This is a genomic window from Paenibacillus sp. NAIST15-1 (genome assembly GCF_001894745.1).
Classification (GTDB): domain Bacteria; phylum Bacillota; class Bacilli; order Paenibacillales; family Paenibacillaceae; genus Paenibacillus_B; species Paenibacillus_B suaedae.
On sequence record NZ_BBYF01000007.1, the window covers coordinates 217,367 to 243,416 of the forward strand.

Annotated in this window: 29 protein-coding genes; 22 read left to right on the forward strand and 7 right to left on the reverse strand. The window is 44.4% G+C overall.

The window, feature by feature from the left end:
• Window positions 1-430 precede the first annotated feature (430 nt).
• On the forward strand, window positions 431-694 hold the full coding sequence (locus PBN151_RS17230) for a CD3324 family protein (protein WP_021253603.1): 264 nt from the start codon (window positions 431-433) through the stop codon (window positions 692-694).
• A gap of 92 nt (window positions 695-786) precedes the next feature.
• On the opposite strand, the gene PBN151_RS17235 is transcribed toward PBN151_RS17230, so the two are convergent.
• Complete coding sequence (locus PBN151_RS17235; RefSeq protein ID WP_072729978.1) at window positions 787-1,701, reverse strand: DNA-3-methyladenine glycosylase family protein; 915 nt, start codon at window positions 1,699-1,701, stop codon at window positions 787-789.
• Window positions 1,702-1,913: 212 nt separating this feature from the next.
• Here PBN151_RS17235 and PBN151_RS17240 point away from each other — a divergent pair, with 212 nt between their 5' ends.
• The 8 genes from PBN151_RS17240 (at window position 1,914) to PBN151_RS17275 (ending at window position 8,615) form a co-directional block, all read left to right on the forward strand.
• Entirely contained in the window at window positions 1,914-2,513 is a 600-nt protein-coding gene (locus PBN151_RS17240; RefSeq protein ID WP_072730023.1) for a bifunctional transcriptional activator/DNA repair enzyme AdaA, read from the forward strand.
• Window positions 2,503-3,030: a methylated-DNA--[protein]-cysteine S-methyltransferase gene (locus PBN151_RS17245; protein ID WP_072729979.1), complete on the forward strand. Its 528-nt coding sequence runs from the start codon at window positions 2,503-2,505 to the stop codon at window positions 3,028-3,030. Before PBN151_RS17240 ends, PBN151_RS17245 begins: the two co-directional genes overlap by 11 nt.
• A 50-nt stretch (window positions 3,031-3,080) precedes the next feature.
• Entirely contained in the window at window positions 3,081-3,899 is an 819-nt protein-coding gene (locus PBN151_RS17250; protein WP_072729980.1) for an SPL family radical SAM protein, read from the forward strand.
• A gap of 316 nt (window positions 3,900-4,215) precedes the next feature.
• Window positions 4,216-5,415 carry a serine hydrolase domain-containing protein gene (locus tag PBN151_RS17255; RefSeq protein ID WP_072729981.1) on the forward strand — a complete coding sequence of 400 codons (1,200 nt, stop codon included), beginning with the start codon at window positions 4,216-4,218 and terminating at the stop codon, window positions 5,413-5,415.
• A 32-nt stretch (window positions 5,416-5,447) separates the two neighbouring features.
• Window positions 5,448-6,023 (forward strand): TetR/AcrR family transcriptional regulator, encoded by a 576-nt coding sequence (locus PBN151_RS17260; RefSeq protein WP_227774786.1) that lies wholly within the window; start codon window positions 5,448-5,450, stop codon window positions 6,021-6,023.
• A gap of 135 nt (window positions 6,024-6,158) precedes the next feature.
• On the forward strand, window positions 6,159-6,740 hold the full coding sequence (locus PBN151_RS17265; protein WP_065291107.1) for an RNA polymerase sigma factor: 582 nt from the start codon (window positions 6,159-6,161) through the stop codon (window positions 6,738-6,740).
• Window positions 6,701-7,684 (forward strand): DUF4367 domain-containing protein, encoded by a 984-nt coding sequence (locus PBN151_RS17270; protein WP_072729983.1) that lies wholly within the window; start codon window positions 6,701-6,703, stop codon window positions 7,682-7,684. The genes PBN151_RS17265 and PBN151_RS17270 overlap by 40 nt, the downstream gene beginning before the upstream one ends.
• A 169-nt stretch (window positions 7,685-7,853) precedes the next feature.
• Entirely contained in the window at window positions 7,854-8,615 is a 762-nt protein-coding gene (locus PBN151_RS17275; RefSeq protein ID WP_072729984.1) for a hypothetical protein, read from the forward strand.
• A gap of 85 nt (window positions 8,616-8,700) precedes the next feature.
• Here the strand turns inward: PBN151_RS17275 and PBN151_RS17280 are convergent, their stop codons facing one another.
• From PBN151_RS17280 to PBN151_RS17300, 5 genes are read right to left on the reverse strand one after another with little or no spacing between them, the layout of a single operon-like run.
• Window positions 8,701-9,762: a polysaccharide pyruvyl transferase family protein gene (locus tag PBN151_RS17280; protein ID WP_072729985.1), complete on the reverse strand. Its 1,062-nt coding sequence runs from the start codon at window positions 9,760-9,762 to the stop codon at window positions 8,701-8,703.
• Window positions 9,759-10,919 carry a glycosyltransferase gene (locus tag PBN151_RS17285; RefSeq protein WP_072729986.1) on the reverse strand — a complete coding sequence of 387 codons (1,161 nt, stop codon included), beginning with the start codon at window positions 10,917-10,919 and terminating at the stop codon, window positions 9,759-9,761. Before PBN151_RS17285 ends, PBN151_RS17280 begins: the two co-directional genes overlap by 4 nt.
• Window positions 10,909-11,634, reverse strand: coding sequence for a glycosyltransferase family 2 protein (locus PBN151_RS17290; protein WP_072729987.1), 726 nt, complete (start codon window positions 11,632-11,634; stop codon window positions 10,909-10,911). The genes PBN151_RS17285 and PBN151_RS17290 overlap by 11 nt, the downstream gene beginning before the upstream one ends.
• 37 nt (window positions 11,635-11,671) lie before the next feature.
• Window positions 11,672-11,863 carry a hypothetical protein gene (locus PBN151_RS17295; RefSeq protein ID WP_021253590.1) on the reverse strand — a complete coding sequence of 64 codons (192 nt, stop codon included), beginning with the start codon at window positions 11,861-11,863 and terminating at the stop codon, window positions 11,672-11,674.
• Window positions 11,864-11,886: 23 nt separating this feature from the next.
• Entirely contained in the window at window positions 11,887-12,273 is a 387-nt protein-coding gene (locus PBN151_RS17300) for a DUF2642 domain-containing protein (RefSeq protein ID WP_139295366.1), read from the reverse strand.
• A gap of 300 nt (window positions 12,274-12,573) precedes the next feature.
• Here PBN151_RS17300 and PBN151_RS17305 point away from each other — a divergent pair, with 300 nt between their 5' ends.
• Genes PBN151_RS17305 through PBN151_RS17315 form a run of 3 tightly spaced genes read left to right on the forward strand, consistent with a single transcriptional unit; the run spans window position 12,574 to window position 14,298 of the window.
• Window positions 12,574-13,224, forward strand: coding sequence for a DsbA family oxidoreductase (locus PBN151_RS17305; RefSeq protein WP_072729989.1), 651 nt, complete (start codon window positions 12,574-12,576; stop codon window positions 13,222-13,224).
• A 48-nt stretch (window positions 13,225-13,272) separates the two neighbouring features.
• A complete protein-coding gene (locus PBN151_RS17310; RefSeq protein ID WP_139295367.1) occupies window positions 13,273-13,866 on the forward strand; it encodes a nitroreductase family protein in 594 nt (197 codons plus the stop codon).
• Window positions 13,867-13,908: 42 nt separating this feature from the next.
• A complete protein-coding gene (locus PBN151_RS17315) occupies window positions 13,909-14,298 on the forward strand; it encodes a nuclear transport factor 2 family protein (RefSeq protein ID WP_072729991.1) in 390 nt (129 codons plus the stop codon).
• An 86-nt stretch (window positions 14,299-14,384) separates the two neighbouring features.
• Here PBN151_RS17315 and PBN151_RS17320 read toward each other — a convergent pair whose 3' ends face one another.
• Window positions 14,385-14,615 (reverse strand): hypothetical protein, encoded by a 231-nt coding sequence (locus tag PBN151_RS17320; protein ID WP_072729992.1) that lies wholly within the window; start codon window positions 14,613-14,615, stop codon window positions 14,385-14,387.
• 305 nt (window positions 14,616-14,920) lie between these two features.
• Between PBN151_RS17320 and PBN151_RS17325 the strand changes: the two genes are divergently transcribed.
• The 10 genes from PBN151_RS17325 to PBN151_RS17370 all read left to right on the forward strand — a co-directional run.
• The gene (locus PBN151_RS17325) at window positions 14,921-15,511 is read left to right on the forward strand and encodes a TetR/AcrR family transcriptional regulator (RefSeq protein ID WP_072729993.1); all 591 of its coding nucleotides are present in this window, start codon (window positions 14,921-14,923) and stop codon (window positions 15,509-15,511) included.
• Window positions 15,512-15,576: 65 nt separating this feature from the next.
• On the forward strand, window positions 15,577-16,065 hold the full coding sequence (locus PBN151_RS17330; RefSeq protein ID WP_072729994.1) for an HXXEE domain-containing protein: 489 nt from the start codon (window positions 15,577-15,579) through the stop codon (window positions 16,063-16,065).
• A gap of 175 nt (window positions 16,066-16,240) precedes the next feature.
• Window positions 16,241-16,819, forward strand: coding sequence for an RNA polymerase sigma factor (locus PBN151_RS17335; RefSeq protein WP_065291095.1), 579 nt, complete (start codon window positions 16,241-16,243; stop codon window positions 16,817-16,819).
• Window positions 16,794-17,969: a DUF4179 domain-containing protein gene (locus PBN151_RS17340; protein WP_072729995.1), complete on the forward strand. Its 1,176-nt coding sequence runs from the start codon at window positions 16,794-16,796 to the stop codon at window positions 17,967-17,969. Before PBN151_RS17335 ends, PBN151_RS17340 begins: the two co-directional genes overlap by 26 nt.
• A gap of 33 nt (window positions 17,970-18,002) precedes the next feature.
• Window positions 18,003-19,367, forward strand: a complete 1,365-nt coding sequence (locus tag PBN151_RS17345) for an ABC transporter substrate-binding protein (RefSeq protein ID WP_072729996.1) — start codon at window positions 18,003-18,005, stop codon at window positions 19,365-19,367.
• An 81-nt stretch (window positions 19,368-19,448) separates the two neighbouring features.
• A complete protein-coding gene (locus tag PBN151_RS17350; protein WP_072729997.1) occupies window positions 19,449-20,759 on the forward strand; it encodes an ABC transporter substrate-binding protein in 1,311 nt (436 codons plus the stop codon).
• Window positions 20,760-20,846: 87 nt separating this feature from the next.
• Window positions 20,847-22,202 carry an ABC transporter substrate-binding protein gene (locus tag PBN151_RS17355; protein ID WP_072729998.1) on the forward strand — a complete coding sequence of 452 codons (1,356 nt, stop codon included), beginning with the start codon at window positions 20,847-20,849 and terminating at the stop codon, window positions 22,200-22,202.
• A 90-nt stretch (window positions 22,203-22,292) separates the two neighbouring features.
• A complete protein-coding gene (locus tag PBN151_RS17360; protein ID WP_072729999.1) occupies window positions 22,293-23,672 on the forward strand; it encodes an extracellular solute-binding protein in 1,380 nt (459 codons plus the stop codon).
• A gap of 129 nt (window positions 23,673-23,801) precedes the next feature.
• Complete coding sequence (locus tag PBN151_RS17365; protein ID WP_072730000.1) at window positions 23,802-24,767, forward strand: hypothetical protein; 966 nt, start codon at window positions 23,802-23,804, stop codon at window positions 24,765-24,767.
• 363 nt (window positions 24,768-25,130) lie between these two features.
• On the forward strand, window positions 25,131-26,050 hold a 920-nt coding region (locus PBN151_RS17370), incomplete at its 3' end, for an ABC transporter substrate-binding protein (RefSeq protein WP_072730001.1).

Below are 26,050 nucleotides of genomic sequence, written 5' to 3' on the forward strand. Positions count from 1 at the left end.
AAATCGTAATCAACCGGTTGTTAAATATTAAATCTGATAGGATTAGTATGAATAATAGGATAGAAGGTTTGAAATGTCAATGTAATACTATGTAAATTTCAAAATTTAAATTTCATTTCATCAGCTCATACACTTTAGAGGTAAGAAAGGGGGAAACGATGCCATTCCATTGATTGTAAAGGGATATACTGGTACAATTGGTTATATTCAAACTTTACTAGATAACGAAATGAGGGGATCGTTTGTTATACATGCGTATCGACTTAGAACTACTCCATGCAAAGTCTATATTATGGACATGAACGGTAGCTTGTGTGGAGTTACATCGCTTAACCGTTCACTTTCATTTTGACTTTCATGGTGAAAATACGTTTATAATGTAGGCTTTGCTCCCTTAAAAGAGACCAATTTTTTAAGGAGCGAAGGGATCATGAAATATATGAAGGCGAATGAATGCTTGCCAGAACATCTGCTATTAGAAATACAGAAATACGTCTGTGGTGAATTCATATACATTCCAGCACCGCAAGGATCTCGTAAAAAATGGGGCGAAAACTCTGGGATTCGAAGAGAGCTCCAAGTTAGAAATGAGAAGATTCGGCACTATTTCCGTGAAGGGGCATCGATTGATCAGTTATCTGAACAATATTGCCTGTCTGTAGATAGCATCAAGAAAATTGTATACAAGAAATAAGGAATGGGAAACCCGCCCTGCTTCGAACGCAAGGCGGGTCTATTTGGTGTTAATGCCATAAATCCTTGCCGCTGTATAGGATCGTTTGTGGATTAGTAGAGATATCTCCAGAGGTAAAATGTCGCATAAGCTTCCCAGCCGCTCCACTTCTCAGACATCTCTCGCAATTCGCTCTTCGTCGGCTTTCTGTCGGAACCGAGGCGATGGCGAATGGCATTATGAAGTCCGACATCATCAATCGGAAATGCAGACGGCATTCGCAAGCAGCGCATGAGTACGTAATTGGCCGTCCATGGTCCGATTCCACGTATTTGCGTCAACATCAGTTCGGCTTGCTTGAAGTCGCCGGCCGCGAGCAGCATTTCTTTTGACAATCGCTTATCGGCAATTAGCTGTGCAGTATGGATCAGGTACTCGCATTTTCGTTCGGTCATGCGCAATTGCTGCAGATCTTGGACGGTTAGAGAAGCGATATCGTGGGCAGTAGGATAGATCCAGTAGGTGTTCCCATCACATGTAATCGGCTTGCCAAAATGTTCGACTAGTCTCCGCTTCAACGTATACGCAAACGCAAGATTAATCTGTTGCCCAATAATTCCCCAGCTCAACGCTTCAAATAGGTCAGGGATGCCAATGATTCGCAATCCAGAGAATGACTGGACAGCATGTTGAAGCAAGGGATCGTTTTGGGCCAGAGCGTAAAAGGGTGCCAAGTCAGTGTCTAGGTCGAACCAATCTCGAACGTAATGTTCGACAGCACGATGTTCCTTCGGATTACGAGGAACCGTATTTCCAAGATAGACAATGTTCAGAGATTGATCTTCATTGGCGCTAATTTCTACGATTGGCGAACTATGTTCAAGAGGAATTGCCTTACATACCTTGTGTTGTTGTATCTCATATAGACATTCATTGGTCGTACGAGATAAGTAGTTCAGATTCTCGTTGAAATTGAATTCCGTAGGAACCTCCAACCGCGTCCGATTTTCCTTGTGTTCCATCGTCATGTTATCCCTCCCTGCACGAGAAATATCTCCTATTATAGTTGTATCATACTTCCGAATCACATGGATTTCGAAATATTGCGTTTCCATTCCTATTCGCGTACATAGCCCCGTCTATCAGGTTATACTGGAAGAGGAGGTGAAGTTCTATGCCAGAGAGGAACGAACCTATTCGGTTCACAGTTTTGTCTGAAGATGGGGGGAAGCAAACCATCATGCTAGGTATAGCGACAGATGAACAGTGGCAGGCCATCTTAGGAAATGATTCATCCTACGATCACCACTTCATCTATGCAGTGAAGACAACAGGGATCTTCTGCAGACCCTCATGCAAGTCAAGACCTCCAATTAGAGCGAACATATGTATATTTCAGAATGCGGAACATGCACAGAAGGCTGGATTTCGCCCGTGCAAACGGTGCAAACCATCAGGAGAGCGCATGCCGGATCAGGAATGGGTCCAGCAGATCGTTCAATGCATTCACAGCCGTTACGCGGAGTCATTGACGCTTCAAGCACTCGCTGAATTTTGTCACGGCAGCCCTTATCACTTACAACGTACATTTAAGCGGATAATGGGGGTATCTCCGATGGAATATGTTCAGCGTACGCGCATGCATCATGCCAAGCATCTACTCATTCATTCCAAGTATCCTGTTGCGAACATAGCACAGACAGTAGGGCTTTCGAATACCCCGTATTTTATCACCTTGTTCAAAAAAATGACCGGACATACACCGGCAGCCTATCGGATGCGCGAATGGAATATCGATCAGGATGAGATAAGCGGAGGAGAGAACAATCATGGGAACTGAGAACCTCAATATATATTGGGCATTGTTGCAACATAATGCATGGCATCTGCATATTGCTGCTTCTGAACGCGGTTTATGTTATATTAGCGGTCAGAATGAATCATTTGAACAGCTTAGTCAATGGGCTGAGCGGCACTATCCTGCTGCTGGTCTAGTACGTGATGATGAACGTATGCAGCCATATGTTACGGAAGTAGCGGAATATTTGACAGGGCATCGTACGGAATTCGATGTGCCGCTGGATATACAAGGCACTCGGTTCCAATGTGAAGTATGGGAAGCACTGTGTGCAATACCCTACGGTGAAACTCGAACTTATTCCGAAATCGCGGAACAGGTTAAGAAACCGAAGGCCGCGCGAGCCGTTGGCAGTGCTATCGGGGCGAATCCTATTCTGATTACGGTGCCCTGCCATCGTGTCATTGGGAAGGATGGCTCTATTACTGGTTATCGAGGCGGTCTAGAGATGAAGAGGCGTCTTCTGCACGTTGAACAACGGCCTGCGATCAAGTCATGACGTAGAAGGTTGATAAAGATTGAGCGCTGGCGAAGGGAGGAGTGAGGCGAATGATTGACTTGCAATTTACTACACCGAAAACGCTGCTGAACAAAGGTTCCGGATTCCTAGCCGACTATTCCCATACACTGAACCCATATACCGGGTGCTCATTCGCCTGCTCTTATTGTTATGTGCGACAAATGCCAGTGGCTAAGTTCCGCAAGGCGGAATGGGGCAGCTGGATCGATATAAAACAGCAGGCGGCAGAGGTTCTGCGCAAAGAACTGCGGAGAGCGAAGACGAAGGGCAATGTCACCATCTTCATGTCATCGAGTACTGATCCCTATCAGCCGATCGAATATAAGGAACAGGTAACGCGCTCGCTGCTGGAGGTTATGGCTGATGAGCAGCCTGATTTCCTATTGGTACAAACACGCAGCCCACTTGTTCAGCGGGATATCGATCTGCTGCAACAGATGAAGGACAAGGTGCGCGTAAGTATGACCGTCGAGACCGATAGGGAAGAGATTCGCAAGCATTTCTCGCCTGGAGCACCGCCAATTGCAGCTAGACTGAGAGCATTGGAACAATTGCGTCTGGCAGGTGTTCCGACCCAGGCAACGATTGCCCCTGTTCTTCCAAGCAGTGAATCGTTTCCACAGAAGCTGGTAGGGCTGACGAATCGAATATGTATCGATGATTTCGTTATGGGTGATGGCAGCGGGGGAGCTAGAACGAGACAATTGGGAATATTCAGATTGTACGAGGAGCTCGGTTTACAGGAATGGTACGAGCCAGATGCATATCAGCTCGTGTATGATCGGTTCAGCCGCGTGTTTGCTCCCGATCAACTTCATATAAGCCGGAAGGGATTTGCCCCAACATAGACATCGATAATACAGACGGACAGCAAGGACAGGAAAGCTTTAAAGATAGTAAAGCTAGTAAGGTTGGATTGGCAAAACGGTAAAGACGGTTATGCCAGCAAATACAGACAACATTTACGTTTGGACTTATGGATATCAGATGAACAAAAGGATAGACAGCGTAGGAAGTTGGGCAGTTCGCCGACTCTGATAGCTGTCTATTTTTTTGTCTATATACAAATGGAGTAAGATGCGTTATTGTTTATATGACTAATTGCACTAAAATAGTCATATAAATTGTTGACGAAGTGCTAGCATACATAGGAGCGTGAAGCAGATGACACAGGTTCATGTACAAGGTTGGGTGGCAGCAGGATTTGAAGAAGTGGAAGAAGAGTTCGTACGGAACTTTACGAGGCGCAAAGAAACGGGTGCAGCATGTGCTGTATATATACAGGGCAAGAAGGTTGTAGATTTATGGGGCGGAGTATCAGATCCTTATAGCGGAACATTATGGCAAGAGCATACGATGGTACCGGTATTTTCAAGCACGAAGGGCTTTGCAGCTCTGGCAGGGGCACTTGCGGTATCTCGGGGGCTGCTCGATTATGATGAGCAAGTCGGTGCCTATTGGCCCGAATTCGCCGTTCATGGCAAAGATCGCATCACAGTTAGGCAACTGTTGTCGCATCAAGCTGGACTGTGCACGGTAGATACATTACAATTGGAGAAGTTTGCAGATTTAGATACTGCACAAGTCGCCAATAAGCTTGCGAACGCAAGGCCGGAATGGACACCAGGCGTGAAGCAGGGCTACCATGCTTGGACAGTTGGGTGGTATATCGGTGAGCTTATACGCCGAGTAGACCCAAGAGGAAGAAGCTTGGGCCGTTTTTTTCACGAGGAGATTGCGAGTTCGCTTGATGCGGAATTCTATATTGGATTGCCTAAATCAGTACCGAATGCAAGGCTCGCTCAGGTAAGAGGAATTAACAGTCCAGCTCAGATATTAAAGCATATTCATGAGATTCCATTCTCCATGCTGCTCGGCTTCCTCAACCCACGCTCGTTAACAGCGCGGAGCATGGTTGATCCGAAGCGGCTAGTTGCGAATGAGAACTTCAACCGTCGTGAGATGCTGGCGATCGAATTTCCATCCGGCAATGGAATTGGCGAGGTACGCGCAATGGCTGCCATATATGGTGAATTTGCTGCGGGTGGCAAGAAGCTGAAGTTGTCCAAATCGGTACTTCGAACGCTAGAGGCTCCACCGGAGCTGCCATTATCAGGGACTTATGACCATGTGAATCGGACCAAGCTGGCTTATTCCGTCGGATTCTGGAAGCCCATTGAAGGGCATACGTTCGGCAGCAGCCACCGGGCATACGGACATCCGGGAGCCGGAGGTTCCTTCTGCTATGCAGACCCAGACTATGAGCTGGGTTATGCCTACGGGTTAAATGAGATAGGCGGGTATATGGACAATAATCCGCGTGAGAATGCGGTGCGCCAGGCGGTATATCGCTGCCTGAAGTAAAGGAGAGAGTCATTATTCCGAAGTTTAGTGAGATGGAAAGAGAAGCGGTTCGTACATGCCTAATGTCCACAGGCAAGGAACAGTTCACTCAATATGGACTGAAAAAAACGAGTGTTGATGAAATTGTAAAGGCATGCGGCATCGCGAAGGGATCATTTTATGCCTTTTTCCAGTCGAAGGAAGAACTGTATTATACCATCATGCAAGCAGAAGAATCGTTTAAGGATCAGAAAATTCGAGAAATGCTGAACAGTGAACGATCTCCGAAGGAACTGCTGAAGGGCCTGTTCGACTTGTCATTTGAGATGCTGGAGACAAATCCGTTCCTGAAACGAGTTCAACAACGAGACGAATACGAATTGCTGATCAGAAAATTGCCTAAAGATAAGTTGGAAGAACATATTCAAGCTGACAATCGAGCTGGTGCCGAGCTGATTAAGCAATGGCAGGAGAAGCAGGTCATTATTGATAAAGACCCAGAAGTCATTATCGGTTTACTGCGCTCGGTTATGCTGCTGTCATTGCACAGAGAGGAAATTGGAGGTAAGTTCGATCAGGTCAAGGAACTGCTGCTTGAATGTGTGACGGAGGGACTGCTTCGCAAATAACAGGAACACAGCTTCATAATCTTACCATCAAAGTTGTACTGCTGATCAGAAGGCGGTGCAACTTTTTTATTAGGCAATGTCCTTTTTGTGTGAGTTTAAGTGTTGTATAGGTGAGGGAAGGAGGGGAAAGTTGGAATGGAGTCTGTTGAAGGGTTTGTTGAACAGGTGCAGGCAGGCCAAATCGAAGAGTATATCCATATCATTAATACCTACCAAAACCCGTTATTTCGATACTGCTCACGTCTGCTAGGAAACAAGCATGAAGCAGAAGATGCTGTTCAGGACATCTTCGTGAGAGCCTACGAGAAAATTCACTTGTATAAGCCAAATGTATTGTTCTCTTCTTGGCTATATAAGATTGCTTACCATTATTGCCTCAATCTAATTCGCAAGCGCAACATCCAACAAAAATTCAAATGGTGGTTTACACAAGAGTCGACAACGGAGAGTGCTGAAGACACCGTCGGGAAGTCATTATTTGATGAGCCGCTTCATTCCGCATTGAAGCAACTTAGCGTGGAGGAACGGAACTTATTAGTTCTTCGCGTATTTGAGGAAAAGTCTTTTGCAGAGATCGGTGAGATTCTGAATAAAAGCACGGAGACAGTGAAGAAACGGTTTGGACGTACTAGAATCAAATTGCAGCAGTTCATGACTGAAGAAGGGGGGCGGGTTCGATGGAGCGAATCAGATCTATTATCGAAGATGAAGAAATAAGACGATATGAGCGAGAACTTGATACTGAATTGATGATCGATATTCGCGAACCCGTTATGCAGCGCATTGATAGTTTACACGTACATAGGAAACCCATGAATCATTCAAGAGCAAGATTACGTAGAAAGACGATCATTGTTCTTACCTCCATCATTGTTGCGTTAACCTCTATCTGGGGATATGCGGCATCTAGAATAATCCAAATTCTTAATTCCAAAGGAGATGTCGTTGTTGAGACAAGAGAAAGGAATCTCACTCCACGAGATTTTCGCATAGATAAGAAACTAGAGGAATATGGGGAGATGGTGAAAGCACAATTAAAGCCAGGAGAATGGGCTGCGTATTACGTTAAAGACGAACAGTATACTCATTTGACACAAATAAATAGAGTGAATTTTGAATATAATCCGATTGTTCATACCTATTATGATCGTTTGCAGCAGGAGATCAAGGATAAAGCTGGAGTGTCTGCCGTCGATATAGCAAATGCTCCAATAGGGCTAAAGTTTGAGTCAGGATGGGTATTTCCGAGTGTATATCCATTTAACGAAATAAAAGGATTAGCAGAACAATTTGAGAAAGAAGCAAAACAAGCAAAAAATAATCAAAACCTGTTTATCAAACCTCTAGCTTGGAAAGAAGTAGGCAGCTCACGCGCGAACTTCAATTACGATGGAAATCAACTAAAGTTGATAGGTTTTTACCATACTCAGTCGCGAGTGGTCTCGCAAAACACTTCAGGAATTGCCGTTTCCAAATTAAAGTTGAACGGGATGGAAGTTTTGTATAAAGAAAGTGTACAAGGGAAAAATGCCAGCTTCAAGCATCAAGTGGAATGGATGCGGGAGGATGAAAGTACCTATTATATGTTGTCTGATGAAGCGGAAAGTAAGCTATCCAAATCCGAGTTTATTGAGATTGCGAAAAGTATGGTAGGGAAATAGGCATGTTTGAAAGCGGCCCGAGTGGCCGTTTTATTTATTTTACAAAACAGATCTATTCCGTCCCTTTTCGCTTGTGTCAAGTGTTATACATAGTGAGACTCAGGTGAGTTAGTTCATTTGGTTCCACGACATGCTTCAAAAATAATGAGAAGAAAGGGATGGACAAATTATGAAATCAAAATCATTTCTAATTACCATGTGCGCCGTTCTTGCGATGTCAATGAGTATAAGTCAAGTGGTGACGGCAAAGGAAGCTTCTGCAGCTAACGGAGCGTCCACGAAGAAAAAGGAGTCACAGAAAAAAGCAGAAGCCAAGCAAAATGGAGAGCTTACCATCAAGGATGGAGAGCTTTATGCTACTTATACAAGCAAAGATAACTCCATTTCATTTCGATTCAAAACGATAGCCAGTGAAACTTACGAGGAGTTTCTCAAACAAGTTGATCAGTATAAAGCGCCAAAGTTTACGGAGCCAGCTTCCTTGCCTGAAGGTTATAAGTTTATCAAAAGCAAAATCACTCCTCCGTACCCTGATTTTTCGAGCGAGGCATATCGGATCCTTCTAGACCAAATGAAAAAGGAAGCTAAAGGAAAAAAAGAGTATCAGAAGAAGCTGAACTGGAAGGAAGCCGGGGAGGCAGGTGTCATGTATGCGAAGGGTTCGGACTTCATTTTCTTGACAGTGACAAGAATTCAGCCTCTGACTATTGAAAAATCACCCGCTGCTCCTGTTGGCGGAAAACTGGAGAAGGTGAGTGTAAGTGGATTAGATGCGTTTTATACGACAGGGAGCAATGCACTATATTCGAATGTATTGATGTGGCAAGTCAAAGAGAAGAAGCTTGAATATAGGATTTCTACGAATAAGCAAAGCCCATTAACGAAGGAAGAACTTATTCAGATCGCAGAAAGTTGGAATGCTGCGAACTAACGGTTTCCACTGATTTCAGGAACATATAAGAAAGCCCTAGACGATGTCATAGGGCTTTCTTGCATGCACATGTTGCGTCTTGCTTTTACAGCAGTTTGTCTGCGAAAGGAGTGACAAGCTGTAATTTCACGCGTTCTCGAAGCTCCTGCATTTGACTAACGAGGTACGCGCGATTTTCTTGAATGTAGCTTGCTGTTTCTATTAATGCTATCTCCATATAATCGGCATGAGTTGGTATGATAATAGTTGGGAGACTCATCGAATGTACAAAGTCATACGATTTGAAGCGGTAGCCCAAGCAGATGAATGGGATTCCTGCAGCAGCGGACAATACGTTGGCGTGTAGTTTCAGGTTGACAGTGAAATCGAATCTTTGTACTAGTTTTAAATAGGAGTCAAGGGAATGAATCTCTTGATCGAATACGACATGGTCTGGGAATCCGATTTTTTGCTGCAAACGTTTGGCGGCTTCACGGTCTGGTCCCCATACCACATAAATGTAGATCTTGTATCCCTCTCGAATCCAGCGCTGCGCTGCATAGGCAAGTTCATCTTCCACAACGGATTCATTGCGTCCATAGATGCGATTATAAGACGTTCCCCAGTTCAGACCGATCCAGCGTTCACCAGTTTGTCTCACACCTGCATGGTCTGAAGTAGGGAGCGGGGCCAACATGGCGGGATCCCCACTAATGGATACACGATCCATTTGTACACCGTTGTTGGACAAGTATTCGTAAGTCCATGGACCTCGAATGCCGCAATATGCCGCATTGCTGATAACCTCTTGCAACATTGTGCGATATTCGGCACTATCAGCTGCAGGTTCAGGGCTTAAGGAGCGGTCATCATTGATCATCAGCCGACTGAGTCGATCATGTCCGCTGCCCCAGATAATTGTTGTTTTGTTCTTCTTGGCAGCGTGATACATAATATCAACATACCCTGGTATAAGAAGAGAACCTCCGCCAAGCACTACGGTGTCATAAGGGGAGATATCGTTCACATCAACACCCGGCAATGAAGGGATAATTTCGTACTTATCCGGTTCTAAATATGCCTGTGACATGTTATGGAACATGCTCCACATCCATTCATCCCCGAAATTGTTGTAGCCAATCCACCCCAGATATAGTATTTTCCTCATTTGTGTTGCACCTCCTCTTGGCCGGCTTGCAGGATGACATGTCGATAGAGATCTTCCAACTGATCCACGATTTTGTGAATATCGAAATGCTCTAACGTCCACTTACGGCCCTGTAACCCGGTCTTGCGCAAGGATGCTTTATTAGCCAATGCCTCGCGCAGTTCATTCGCGATTAATTCTTCGGATGGCTTACATACGGAAGCATGGTCACCGAAATATTGCTTCCATGCCTGTTCATACGTGGATGGCGTGACAAGCCCGAAGTACCCGTGGTTGCCGATAGCAATTACCGGCTTGCCGCAGGCCATTGCCTCCAATGCTACTCTCCCTGTGCCGACGACTATATCGGCGAGACTTAGATAATCGCGAACCTTTTTCTGACTTCCTACCATGTGAATGAACGGTTGTCCAATTTCAGATTCAATGCTTTTGGACAATTCGCGAATTTCGTGATATTGATGCCCATCTCCGACGATGACGATATTCAGTTGAGAACGTCCTTCCAAGCGCAGTCTTCTCGCGGCCCAGATGAGCATTGTGCACACATAAGCCTTGTCCCATGACAACCTGCTGGCGTACACGATGGTGTCTGCATGATCCGGTATACCGAGACGGCTCCGTAAAGAGGAGGAATCCACTTCGATGAACTCATCCGGATTTACTCCATTTGGGATTAGCTCAGATTGAATATTCATGCTCTCCAAAAATTGCTTCACTGGATGGCTTACACTAATGACAGCGTCACTATATTGATTCATACTAGTTAATTGATCTTCAGGATAATAAGTGCCATGAGCGGTAAATACAACGGGAATTCCTAGCTCTTTTGCAGCCATTGCGGCGTATAGGCCAGACGGTGATTGGTGAACGTGAACGACGTTGATTTTCTGGGTTTTCATGATTTGCTTTAATGAGGAGATGATTTTGGGCAGCATGTGGTTCTGCAAATGAAGAAGTGTTCCTGGCGATAAATCAACAGCGTGAATTTGACATCCTGCTCGTGCATAAGCCTCATACATATTGCCGCTGGCGCCGGCGTATATCGAGTGAATTCCACGCTTTTTAAGGGCTTTAACAATGCTAAGCACATGCGTCTCTGTACCCCCGACGGCTAAGCTGTCCATCACCATCATCACACGAATACGATTAGGATTCATTCGTTGGATCCTGCTTTTTTGAAAAATATTTTCGAGAGCGTTGTTTTGGGTGACTGCGGTAGTAATAGAGAACGTCAGGGATATTTTCAATATTCAAATGGTTAGGATCCAGAGAACGGGCAATAAAATCATAATCTTCCGCGCCTTTTACACGTCTTGTGTGACCGCCTATACGATCGAACAGAGCGCCGCGCATCATGATTGTGCCATGACATACACAGTGCCCTCCCTTGCGATAGGTTGTACGGATATGCTCTCCATAGCGAAGCCACTTCGGGATTGTAACGACCTCGTTCGGGTCATGTTCGAACACGTGATAGTTTGTGCCTAGCAATTCAATATTTTGATGAGCTTCAAGATAGTTGATTTGCTTTTCCAGCCGCTGCAAATGGGAGATATCGTCGGAGTCTTGGATTGCAATGTACTCTCCCTTGGCCATATAGAATCCAATTGTCATTGCTCCTGCATACCCGATATTCCGGGGAAGTGCCATTGTAAATATCGAATTATGATTGGGTAAGTTTATGCGATTATCGAGAAGCCAAGCTTGTGTCTGTTGGATGGAATCATCGGTCGAGCCATCATCAATCAGGATGATCTCCCAATTTGTATACGTCTGCTGTAGGATGCCGTTCAGGCATTCCTGCAAATAAGCTGCACGGTTGTAATTGGGAATTACCACACTGACTAGTCCTTTAATTCGAGAATAAGTCATATTTATACCACTCCAATTTCAGAATTTCAGTATGAAATTAAATAATACGAATATAAGAGATCGATTTTAATGGAAAAACAGCGTATTGGCCATTCTCATACCCAGATATGCTTGATGTGCGCAGCGTTAGCTTGGTATCATCGACAGAAATGAGCGTACCGGTAGTAGTTTCCAACGAAGTAGCAACTTGCAGATTAGAACCGATTAGGGGTCTGAGCTTGTCCATCATGGTCATCACCTCCTTTCATGAGATTAACCAGCTTGCAGAGAAATCGCATTGGCCAGCTGCACAATAACGACCAGATCTTCCGATTCCATAATTTCTACATAATCGTTTCCGACTTCTGTGATTATCCCTTCTACGATTCCAGCCGGTGTATTAATGGACACATTCCGATTCACATACCTCTCAATCATTTCCTGAAGTGGAGAAGAGGGAGGATGTGGCTTGTTCAGTTTTTCCATTTCTTGTTTCATTTCAACTTTGAGTCTCTTGATGATGGGATTATCCTCATTTGGATTGCTAAGCAGTGAATCATGCACTGCTTGTTTGACAATATTGCTAATTCCTTCGAGCAGTGCTTGCAGCTCTTTCTCATTTGCTCTGAACCACATAAACGTCTCACCTGATTTCTTCATTTTTCGATAAAATATGATACATTTTATACGTTTCCTAGCTAATTTGATTGAGCAGATATACGAAATCTATGAAAATGTTTGTTTGTATGGAAGCAATTATCATGTAAAATTTCAATTTATTAACATTTCCAGAGACAGTTTTATCTTTTATTTCGAAATAGAGAAGGAAGATAAATAGGAAGAGTTGACTTTCTTTATTGTTGTAACTATAATAGTTACATCGAACGAATTATTTTTTTGTTATCGGTGTAACTACAGTTGTTACATCATAATTGAGATATGGAAGGCGAGGACTTGAATATGACTGTGAAGATTAAAGCCTATTCTGATTTTGTATGTCCGTTTTGTTTTCTGGGCAAAGGCCCGTTGGATGAAATCGTAAAGGAGAAGGACGTTGAAGTGGAATGGATGCCATTCGAGCTTCGTCCCGAACCATATCCAAAGATCGATCCGTGGAATGAACCTGATAAGCTTGCATCGTGGGATGCATTTATTAAGCCAACAGCAGAGAAGCTCGGCATCGATATGCGTCTGCCGCATGTATCTCCTCATCCATATACCAACCTGGCATTTGAAGGGTATCAATATGCGAAGGAACAAGGCAAGGGCAACGAATATATTCAGCGCGTGTTTACAGCCTTTTTCCAAGAAGAGCAGAATATCGGGGAGATTGAAGTATTGACGAAGGTTGCAGAGGAGCTTGGCTTGGATGCAGCAGCGTTCCGCGGGGCGCTTGAATCCCGCACATATCGTGAAGCTCATCAAGCAGCGATCAAGCATGCTTATGAAGAGGCTCGCATCTCAGCTGTACCGACATTCATTATCGGTGATCAGGTGATTCAAGGTCTGGCTAGCAAGGAGCGTTTGGCTCAAGCCATTGATCGCGCAGCTTCCAAGCAGTCATTTGACTCGGTTGAAGGTATGCAGTGCGATCTCGATGGAAATTGCTAAGTTTATCTTGTATATCAATCACATTATTTATAAATGGAGGAAACCTCAATGACAACATTCAAAGACGCAATCATCAACCGCCGTTCCATTCGCAAAGTAACGAAAAATCCAGCGATTACAGAAGAGCGCATCCGTGAAATTTTGAAAACATCCTTGCATGCTCCAACATCATTCAATATGCAAAGCGGCCGTGTGGTCGTATTGCTGGACGGTGAACATGAGAAGTTCTGGGACATCGTGAAAGAAACGCTGCGTGCTCGCGTTCCGGCAGAGAACTTTGATGCAACCGTTCAAAGACTGGCAGGTTTCCGTGATGGTGTAGGAACAGTCTTGTTCTTCGAGAACCAAGCAACGATTCAGAGCATGCAAGAAAATGCTCCTAGCTATAAAGAGCAATTCCCGTTCTGGTCCCATCAAGGCAGTGCAATGCTGCAATATGCAGTATGGACAGCGCTGGAAGCAGAGGGTATCGGAGCTTCCCTTCAGCACTACAATCCAATTGTAGATGAAGAAGTGAAGCGTACATGGGATATCCCGCAAGAGTGGACGTTGATCGCGCAAATGCCATTCGGTGAGCCGAATGAACAACCAGGTGAGCGCAGCTTCCTGCCGTTTGAAGAAGTTGTAACGTTCCACAAATAAGATTATGTACTAAAATAGTTAGTTTTCGTGGGAGGGCTGGATATGGAAAGTCAGCAAGCAAATGTAGACATCATCCGCCGCACCTATGAAGGGCCTGAATTTCTGTTTGGAGCATTAACTGACAGCACGGTATGGACGGAAGCGGCCGGATATCCGTACGGTGGCACATTCCATGGAGCCGCTAGCATTAAGAGCAATGTTTTTGAACGCTTAGGAACGGACTGGGACGGCTTTGTCGCCACTGTGCACACCTTCCATGAGGTTACGAAGAAAAATATCGTAATTACAGAAGGCGTTTATACCGGAACATACAAGGCTACAGGGAAATCCATTCGTGCAGATTTCGTACATGTATGGAAGCTTGATGATGGCAAAATTACAGCATTCAAGCAATACGTTGACAGTCATGTTGTTGTTCAGGCTATGTCTTAGCATCATGAATAGAAGAAGCATGTCTCTCGTTATAGAGGGCATGCTTCTTTGTGTTTGGAGCGCCGTTACCTGTGCTTCATCCGGTATCACTCGTCAATTAACTCCAGCAAATAATCCGTATACTTTTCCTCGCTCATTCCCGATATGGCATCACGAAGTCTATCCTCAGCTTGCTCAGGAGATAGAGCTTCAAAGTCTGCTTCCTGCATACTTATCATTCGCGCTTGAAATTCAGGCGAACTATGCTGCGTTATATATTGAATCACTTGCTGCAGGGGCATTTTTTTGAGCGCCCATATACTGACACCATCACTCACTCAAGCAACCTCCTTCTATTTGTGAATTGGCATATACCGTTATCGTGTCCGATTTCCGAGGCTCAGATTCTTAGATACTCCATATTACATATTAGGGTTGACACTGCTGTTATAGAGGAGTAGGATGGGAATATAGGGTTTTGAACATGTGTTCAAAACGATCGTTCAAAACAAATGTTCAATAAATAGGTCCAGCATTTTCGCAGTTCCTATACTAAATTTCAATGTTTAATTTTTTGTTCACTGCTAGTGTCAATATCAACCTACAACTTATTCATCAATAACAACATGAGAGGAGAACAAAGATGGTTCAAGACACAAATGACGTGAAGGCAAAGATTCTCGGCGCGGCGAAGAAGCTGTTTGCACGCAATGGGTTCGAAGGAACAACGGTAAGGCAAATTTGCGAAGAGGCGGGAGTAGCGCTTGCGCTTGTCTCGTACCATTTTGGCGGCAAGGAAAAGGTGTTTTATGCGCTATTTGAGTCGTCGATTCCCAATTATGCAATGGCAACCTATGCGTTGCAAGATCCGGAGGCAGACTTTGCGAATTTTATACGTGAATTTGTTCGCCTGCGTCAGACAGAGCCTGAGCTCATTAACTTGCTGCAGCAGGAGATCATTATGCAAAGTCCGCGTATGGAGAAATTGCAAGCCTATGTCTATACATTGTGGAAGCAGCTTCGCGACATACTGGAGGCGGGAAGAGCGAAGGGATGCTTCCAATTCACATCCTTGAAGCAGACGCTGCACTTTATTATAGGAGCTCTCATTTTCACTCGAAATGTACCTGCGCTAGACGACTTGTTCGAGACAACAGTCATGGAAGAGAATGCAGAGAGTGTTGACGAGATTGCAGCATGCACCGTTCATTTTCTCTTGAATGGGTTGAAGTAACCATTAGGTGATCCTTGTACAAATACTTGGTATTGCTTGAATGTTCCAATACGGAGGAATACAATATGAATAGTTCTATTATTATCTTGTTTTTGTTCGCATTTACGATACACAACTTAGAAGAAGCAGTGTGGCTCACCAGACAATCTTCCGCAGCTGGGAAGGTGAAGATGCATAAAGCCGTTACTCAGGATCAGTTTTTGTTTGGCTTATTTTGGGTAACTGGATTCGCTTATTTGATTACAGCCCTATATATCATCTATCCAGACGTTGCGTTGTTCAAATACGCGTATTTCGGCTATGTGAGCGGAATGATTTTTAACATCATCTTCCCGCATTTGATATCGACGATTATCGAACGCTGTTACTCGCCAGGTTTATTTACGGGCCTATTGGTCATCGTTCCGATTGATAGCCTCATTATGAAGACAGGGCTTGCTGCAAATGTAATTTCAGTAAGTGAGCTTATTATCAGTACGATCATTGCTGGTGTTGTCATAATGGCCAGCATTCCATTTAGTTTCAAGGCAGGCAAGAAACTGATTACATATTAATCTTATTAACGAACGAATCTTTTGAATTGAATACCGGAATGGATAAGCAGTATGCGCCAATCGGATAGAACAACTATTCGGTTGGCGCTATCTGTTTTTTTATTTTTGGACACGTGTCACAAATCGGAGATTACGGTTGTTATAGAGGTTGGAGAGCATCAAGGGAGGTGAACCTGTGGAATTATCCAGCCCGGGGGAACGACAACAGAAGCAGCAATTTATTGAGGCGATTGTTGCGAAGGTGCAGGAAGGCGATGATGAAGCTTTTGCAATCCTTATTCATCATTTCGAGAGGCAAATGTACAGCTATTGCTATTATCTATTAACGAATCGAGAAGAAGCAGAAGATGCTTTGCAGGAGATTTTCCTACAGGCCTACCGCAATCTGAATCAATACATACAGAACACGAACTTTTCGGCTTGGCTGTATAAGATTGCATATAACCACAGCATGAATGTACTGAAGAAGAGAAAACGCTGGTATCGGCTGCTCTTACGCAGTAGAGAGATTGCACCTAATCCTGTTCCTATCAATCATGCAGCAATCATTGAGAATATGCTCGAACTATTGACAGTGGAGGAAAGGCATATTCTGCTGCTTCGAGCAGTTGAGCAATATAGCTTTACTGACATAGCGGACATTATGGGCAGTAATCCAGCTGCGATTCGCAAGAAATATGAGCGGCTGCGTACGAAGCTTCGAAATAACGATAAGGAGGTCTTTGCGAATGGCGAAATGGTCCAACCGAACTAAGCTGACCGATCAAGAAATAAATCAGCTTGAACAAATCATTCACGATACCGAAATGCCGGTCTATACATACAGTCATCGGATCATGAATCGGATTCGGGAAGAAAAAGCAGCGAAGAAGAAATCAATCTGGAAGCCAGCATTGATCGCTACCTCCTTAGCAGCCGTTATTAGCGGTGGTGTAGTTGGAAGCGGGTTCGTCTCATCAACGATGGCGCATGCTTTAAGCAAGCTGCCCTTTATTGGCGTCGTGTTCCAGCAAACCGGCGATTTTGGCCTTTCTTATGCGGTTGATAACAATCTGGTTACGAAAATCAATCAATCCATCACCCATGACGGGGTAACGCTTCGGATTAAAAACATGGTTTATGATGGCATCCGCTTGGCTTTTACATGGGAGCGTGAAGGAGACAACATATCTTCCTATCTATTCAGTCCCTCTTTAACGGACGATAGGGGAGTAATTCGTCGAATTCGTTTCTTAGACTCTTCACTTGAGGAGATAACATACGACTTAAGTTTAAGCATGTACCAAACTCCTGGAGACCCAGATTCTGGTTTCTCAGTAAGTAGGAGTGAACCTTCCGTAACGAGAAATGGAAATCTCAGCAGCGAGCCGAAATCACTACCCGATGAGTTCAATATCCGCATGAATGTATCATTATCGGGAGTTCGGGAGGTGTTCATGTTCAATATTCCGGTGAAGAAGAATACGAAAAATATTAATTTTACAGAGAATATCACGAGATCCTATGACGGTCTTAGCCTGTCGCTTGAGAAATTGGAGTTAACCCCAATCACGACACGAGTGATGCTGAGAGGAATAGGAGAAATGCAGCATGTTCCCGATAAATTTATAGGTCCGAAAAAAGACTTTGGACTGCGCGATAACCTGCTGTTCAGTGCAGACGTGTTCGATGATCAGGGGAACAAGGCGAAAGGACTGATAGATGCGGGACTTGGAGGATTAGCTAATAAGTACGAAGAGTCGAATGATTATGGATTGGATTTGATGTTCGAGCCATTCCGGCAAAAACCGAAGTCGATTACGATCAAGCCTTTTTTGTATGATTATGAGTCTTTAGAAGACCGGAAAATCGAAAAACATTATATGAAAGAGCTAGAGTTCACCATAGAGCTAGAAAAGGAATAGCGTCTTAGGAGCGAGGAAGGAGAGGCAGCAAGTATGGGGAAATCGAGAGTCACAATCACACTCCTTATGATAATCGCATTGATAAGTGGATGTGCCGGCAAGACGCTAGAGCATGACGAGTCCATACAGACAAGCAAAATCAAGGTGCTGTATCAGGATGAAGATGCGTACTATGTCGATATCGGCAAAATAAAAATGATGAACTATCCAGTGGATCAAATCGAATTTATTGTCCAGACGAACGAGTTCGCCAAGTTCAAGGATGGAAAATCTCTCGATGAGTTTTACGAGGGGCAGAAAAAGTTCCTAGACAAGCACAAGCCGGATGTCATTGTTGTTGATGAGAACCTGTTCGCGGATACCGCCCGGGAAGGGAAGCTCTATGACATGGAGGCCGATCTGCAAGATGAAAGCTTTCATCTAAACGAATTTATGCCTGGACTGATCGACCGAATGAAGAGCAGAGGAGACGGGAAGCTGTATGGAATAGCGCCCTTTTTCTACAGACAAGTCTTATTTTACAATAAGGATCTGTTCGAGAAGCATCATATATCTCCTCCACGAAGCAATATGACATGGGATGAGGTGCTGGAGCTGGCTGGACAAATCTCCGATCCCGGTTCGGGGAAGCGGGATTTTCACGGCATTTATCATACGTACTCCGCCGCCCCGGCGATGATGTACCAGATCGGTTCTTCTTCCGGACTGAGCTTGTTCGACGAGAAGGGGGAGAAGCTGCTGATCGATACAGACGGATGGAAGCATGTCATAAAGAAAATGACAGAAGCAGTGAGAAGCCGTGCGCTGCTCGTTCATCCGAAAGAGCGCAACATGACCCATGATGGGATTTTTTTAGATGGGGATTCTGCCATGTTAATCGGTGATCCATCCTTTATTCATAAAGATGTGATGCAGCCGGACGATAAGAGAAAATTACACAAAAAATGGGGCGTCCTGTCGCCGCCTGGCAATCCGAAGTTGGCAGAGGCGAATATGAAGCTGCCCTATGTGTATGCAGTAGCAGCAGATTCTGATAACAAGCAGGCTGCGATGGAATTCGTCAAATTCATCAATGGCAAGGAAACAATGGGGACATACTTCCAACGCTTTGTTTATGACTACGCGCCGACGCGCATGGGCAATCTGAATGATTTTGATTCAACAGTAACAGAGCCGTTCTATCAATTGAAGCCGCAGAAGGCCGACGGCATATGGGACAACCCGAATGTACCTCGTGATTTCTTTCTCGCCTTCGAGCCGATCCTGTCGGAAGAACTGCAAGCGGTCATTGACGAGAAGAAAACCGTAGATCAAGCAGCTGCCGAATTAAAGGAGAAGGGGCAAGCTGTATTACACCAATTACGTCACAAAGCACGCTCAAGTAATTTAACTTCCTAGTAAACACATGAGTCCCTTATTGGTAAACGTCTGGTCTGTTCTTTGCGATAAATATGCTGGAAGGAGAGTAGGAGAATATCTATGAAAAAGGTATGGAGAACGGGAATTTTCATGCTGACGATTTTATCCCTGCTGAGCAGCTGCGCCGAACAAAAAGAAAAGCTCGAGCCACTTCAGGCTGGCACAATCAAGGTCGTCTATCTCGATGAGGAATCATTCTATGAGGATTACGGGAAATACTTCAAATTACAATTTCCACAAATCGACGTGGAAGTGATCAGCAAGTCGAAGCTCATTACCGAATTTAATAATGTCAATGATTATGAGGAAGCGACTAGGAAGTTTCTGAATACATACAATCCTGATGTATTGCTGTTAGATGAGCAAATGTTCAAAGCCTTCGTTGAGGAAGGCAAGCTGTATAACCTGGAGACAGCCATTCATCAAGATAGCTTCGATCTGAATGGGTTTATGCCTGGACTCATCGACAAGCTCAAAGCGTTAGGCAAGGGTGATTTGTATGGTCTTGTGCCGCACGTCACCTTACATGCCCTGTATTACAACGAGGATTTGTTCAAGGAATATCAGGTAGAACCGCCGAAAAATAAAATGTCCTGGCAGGAGCTATTGGAGCTGGCTGACAGATTTATGGGTCAAGGCAGTGGCGGCCGACACGTGTACGGCTTGGAGGAAACTTATTCCGATCCCGGACGAGAGGTACTGAATATCGGCTTCGATTCTGGATTACAGCTATTCGACGAGAAGGCAGAACAAGTGCTCATCAATACGGACGGCTGGAAAAGCGTCATGAAGCTCGTCACGGAAGGAGTCCGCAGCGGGTCGGTGATTCTAAATTCGAATGGCAGCAACAAACATTTTATGAACAAAGAAGCGGCCATGATATTTGGTTCGCCAGATCTCATGCTGTCGCTCAAGCAGAACGGTATCCAAATGAGTTGGGGCATCGCAACCATGCCCGTGCATTCAAATGATGAGTCCGTGAATATAACTTCACGTGAAATCTTCGCCATATCAGCCGCTTCTTCCAATAAGCGGGCAGCTTGGGAGCTGGTCAAGTTCGTAAACGGTGCAGACATGGCGAAATCCAAGTCCAAAACATATAACGGGACATTGCCGTCGCGGACAGGATTTTTGAAGGAATACGACGGAAAAAGTCTAGAAGCCTTCTATATGCTAAAAGTGAGGGAAACAGCGAAAAAATGGGGGAACGCTCATGTTCCGGAGCCCTTTTTCCGCATGTTCGTAGAGCCGCTGCGAGCAGAAATGCAGGCTGTGATTGAGAATCGAAAAACGGTTGATGAAGCAGCCGCCGTGTTGGAGGAAAAAGGACAAGCGGTGCTGATGCAGGCACGCAGCGAAACTGGAAAATAAGGAATCGTTGATAGGTAGCGATAAGGCAATGTACTCCACATATACATCATGTCCGAACGACAATAAAAAGGGGAAAGCGAGCGAATTATGCATAGTAAATATAAACTTGTACTCCTATTGCTGACAATCATGTCACTATTGGGCGGATGCTTTGGCGGAAATTCAGAGATGGCGCCGCTGAAAGACGGCAAAGGGAAGCTTAAGATCGTATATAAGGATGAGGAATCATTCAATCGGGATTATGGGAATTTATTTCTAATGAAATATCCGGATATTGAAGTTGAAGTGATTGCTCAGGATGAGTTATTTGAACAATCCGAGCAGAATTCTTCCTTTGAATTAAATGAAGAAAAGAAGAGAGTAATAGAGAAGTATAAGCCTGATGTATTGCTGTTGAATGAAAGCATGTTCGAAGCCTTTGCCCAGGATGGGAGGCTGTATGACCTCGATATGGTCATTAACCAGGATAAATATGATATTGACGGATTCATGCCAGGGCTTATCGATAGGCTGAAAGAGAAGGGGAACGGGAAGCTGTTCGGATTGGCGCCTTATTTCGAAACACCTGTGTTGTATTACAATCGTGGACTGTTCAAACAATACAATATCAAACCGCCGCGAGATCAAATGAGCTGGAAAGAATTGTTGGATCTAGCGGGCAGATTTGCGAACGAAGGCATATATGGACTGTATCAAACGGAGAAACCGGAGAAGCTGTTGTATGATATTGCGGCTGCCTCTGGGCTCCGTCTGGTTGACAATAAAGGAGAGAAACTGCTGATTCAATCCGAGGGCTGGAAGGAAGCTATAACGTTGACTGCGGATGCAATCCGCAATAAGTCCGTGTACATACCAGAGCAAGACGCAAACAATGAGCGCAGGGATCGTTTTTACGAGCCTTTTCATCAAGAAAAAGCCGCGATGACATTTCAAGAGTCCTGGTTCACTGTTCGTTTGAAAGAAGTTCCGATGTATGAAAAAACGCCGAAGATCGATTGGGGTATTGTTACGACACCAGTCGATCCGGCCAACCCGAATGAATCTGCCTATGTGCATTTGTCAGAAATTTATGCGATATCCGCAAATTCTGAAAATAAGCGGGCAGCATGGGAATTTATCCAATTCATAAATGGAACGGACATGGCTCAGGTCGCCACGCTGGGGAATAACGGGAAGCTGCCTACGCGTACAGGCTATTTTAAGGATCTGGAAGGCAGAAGCACGGAGCCATTCTATCTGTTGAAGCCGAAACAAGGTAATGGACTGCTGGAAGATAAGAACATTCCTCACGGGTTTAATGACCTGTTCGACCCGTTATTATCAGAAGCAATGCAAGCGATCATAGATAAACAGAAAACGATAGATGAAGCCCTCGCAGAGCTGGAAATGAAGGGGCAGCAAGCATTAATAAAAGCGCGTGAAGCGGCAGCGAAGAAATCGTAAGGGAATCTCAATTCTGGTTCCCGGATATGCAGAGCTATATACATAACGAAGCAAGGGGAGAGGGAATTGCAAGTACGAACTAGCTGGAAAATGGGGATAATGCTTCTCATTATGATGTCATTGGTAAGTGGTTGTTTTGGTAGAGAATCGGAACGAGAGTCCGTCAATAAGGTCAAAGGTACAATTAGAGTCGTCTATCAGGATGAAAGTGCATTCAATCGTGATTATGGACAACTGTTCAAACTGAAGCAGCCTGATATTAATGTTGAAGTGGTGAGTAAATCGGAGTTGTACTCCAAGTTCGGAGATCCTGATTTTGATTTTGAGACAGAGTCGCAGAAACTGCTGGACAAGTATAAGCCCGATGTATTGCTGCTGGATGAGACATCGTTCAAAGAATTTGCCCAAGGCGGCAAGCTGTATGCGATTGATGGAGTCATTAAGCGAGATCGTTATGATGTAGAAGGGTTCATGCCAGGTCTTACCGACAGGCTCAAAGCAATGGGCAAGGGGACACTGTACGGACTCTCCCCCACTATAGATACCACTGTATTATACTACAATCGTGATTTATTCAAGGAGCACAATATTGAGCCTCCTCGAAATCAAATGAGCTGGAAGGAATTTTTCGAACTGGCCGCGAGAGTAGCGAATGCCGGTAGTAAAGATAAGCCTTTGTATGCGTTAGCCCAAGAATATGGCGGAGCAGACAGCATGATGTATTCGATTGCTTCCTCAACTGGCTTGAGGATGTTCGATGCCAAGGGAGAGCAGCTGTTGATCAACTCGGAGGGTTGGAAGGAGGCCATCCAGCAGGCGACGGATGCGGTGCGGAGCAAGGCACTGTATACTCGACCGGCGACGAAAGATCCTCAGCCCATTGAACCGGGGAAAGGACTCTTCTTCACAGGTCAGGCTGCAATGAAGCTGGGAACACCGTGGGATTTGGAGCATTTAAGGGATAAGAAAGCAGAGAAAATCAATTGGGATGTCGTGACAACTCCGGTCGATCCTGCGACACCCGATGAAACCGGAAATATAACCATTCGCGAAATTTATGCGATCGCAGCTGACTCCGACAATAAGGAGGCCGCGTGGGAACTGGTCAAATTTATAAACGGAACGGAAATGGCCAAGGTGGCATCTCGTACGACTGTTGGCATGATCCCTACCATTCCTTCCAGACCGGATTATTTCAAGGAATTGGACGGCAGAAGCACGGGAGCATTCTATACATTGAAACCGAAGGAACTGTCCGTATTTGATGCGCTGTGGGGCAACAATAACGTTCCTGATGACTATAGCAGTTCTTTCCGGCCAATGCTGAATGAGGCGCTGCAGGCCATTATTGACAATGAGAAATCGGTGGATGAGGCGGTGAATGAACTGCAGATGAAGGGCCAAGAAGCGCTTCGGGTTGCGCATGAACTACAAGAAGATAAACGATTGCACGGCAAAAATGGGAAATAAATGACGAATTGTGGCAATTTATTTCTTATTTTATTCTTAAATTTTATTCATTGAATGTTAAGTTGTGTATTAGATGCTCAATGTTAGCATAAAAGGGAGGTTTAAATATGAAACTTTGGAGGAAATAAAATGAATGCAAACAAAACAATTCTAGCAGCTATAATCGTGTCGAGTATGCTGGTTACAGTGGCAGGCCCAATTCCTGCAGGAGCTGAGTCAGCGCATGAGCAGGAGCAAACGAATAATAAGAAGGTTCAAATTGACAAAACGATGGCCGTCAAATTGCAAAAAGCGGTAAATCAATTTGCTGGGAAAGAGATTAAGCTGCAGAATGTTGCCGAGTCATTGGGCGGTTCAGAGGCGAAAGTTACATCGGTAGATGGTAAGTACACTGTCTACTTTAATGATAAAGAAGGAGTATGGTCGATAGACGGAGCGGTTCCACTTGATAAAATTAGCAAAGAGACTCAGGAGAAGGTGCTGAAAGCACTGAAAAAGGCATACGAAAAGAAAACATACGTCCTTGATAAAGAAGCGATTCTAATGCGGCCTTATGATGGAAAAAAAGAGAAACTAAAAGATCATTTTGCGTATGCCTTGACAGGGAAAGGTTTTCAGGCAGTATGGAGGAGTGGAACAGATTTTGTCAGTGAGGTTACAATAAAGCTTGCCAAGAAAGAACTCGATTCGAAATGGCTGGAAACAGCAGCAAAAACGATGAAAACGGCTTTCGATCATGATTTGAATGTAACAGAGGCGTTGCTTGTTTCTAGCGGAGAAAATTACCATAGGTTGATACTTAAGGATAACGATGTATCTCTTGAGATGGATGCAAAAAAGGGAAAGATTGTGAACGTATTTCATAATACAAGAAAAAAAGAAACGACCGACCAAAGGATTACGGCAAAAGATGCAAAGGAAGTGGTCGCTCCACTTGCCAAGGAATTATTCAATATCGATATTGCGGAATATGAAGTGAAATGGGACAACACAAATAAAGATTACAGTTTCGTTAAAGGCAAAGAAACGATAATGAGAGCAGCATTGGATGCCGATAAGAACGCTGTGTATATTTTAACAGATGGCCTAGCATGATTGGCGTGTTATTAGACGTTATCGGTCTAAAAATAGAATTACAAATGAATGCACAAATTTGTACAAGAACTGATCTGAATGTCCAAAAATCCGTTAAAGTCCAGACTTTGACGGATTTTTTTTATTTCTTATTTTTTGAGATTAACATCCGAATGACGTGCCACTGACTTGCGTTAAGTGCACAGATCACCGATCAGGGTACTTCTCTGTCCCGATAAATTTCGGAATGCGTCACATTTCACATGATCCGGATTGTTATATATTAGGAAAGCTTCTTGGGAGAGTAAAACTGAGACGATTTCCTGCCCCGAGGAAAAGAACAGAAATGGAGAAAAACGGAGATGGAGAGGGGGAGTAAGAAATATGAACAAAGGTTGGAGAATTGCAGTTCTACTCGTATTGGTCATGTCATTCATAGGCGGCTGCATGGGGAAGAAGGAAGTACTGGAACCGATTAAGCCAAGCAAGATCAAGCTGGTCTATCAAGATGAGGACGCATTTTACCGCGATTACGGAAAGTACTTCAATATGAAATATCCGCAGATTGAAGTCGAAGTCATTCCGCAGGTTCAGGTGCTCAAAAATCTCGGGAAGATGATTCACGCGGATGAATACGAGGCGGAAGTAAAGAAGCTGCTCGAAAAAACGGACGCAGATGTATATATGCTGGACAGCGGAATGTTCAAGCAGTTCGCCACCGACGGCAAACTCTATGACATTGAAGAAGCCATCCGGCAGGACGGCTATAATATCGAGGAGTTCATGCCGGGACTTATCGATTCGATCAAAAATCTGGGCAACGGGAAGCTGTATGGGCTGGCTCCACAAGTAAGCATTGGAGCTCTGTACTATAACACAAAATTGTTCAAGGAAAATCAAATTGATCCGCCGACGAACAAGATGACCTGGGAAGAGGTGCTGCAATTAGCAGCGAGATTTTCTAATGTTAAAAATGGAAACCGTCCTGTGCATGGCTTGTACTTTTCGAATGGCCATGCAGGCAATTTGATGTTCGATATCGCCGATACTTCAGGCTTAAAGCTTTTCGATCCGAAGGGGAAGAAGGTGCTCATCAATTCGGATGGCTGGAAAAAAGCAATGAAAATGGCTGTGGATGCCGTTCGCAACAATGCGGTTTATTTCCGTCCAGAAGATCAGATGTATTCGTCAAAAAGCGACTTTTTTGATGATGGTGTGGCTGCGATGACTATATCCGGCCCTCCTGCTACATATGCCGTTAGAATTCCTGTAATACGAATAATTGGGTGGTTGAACAAAAACGA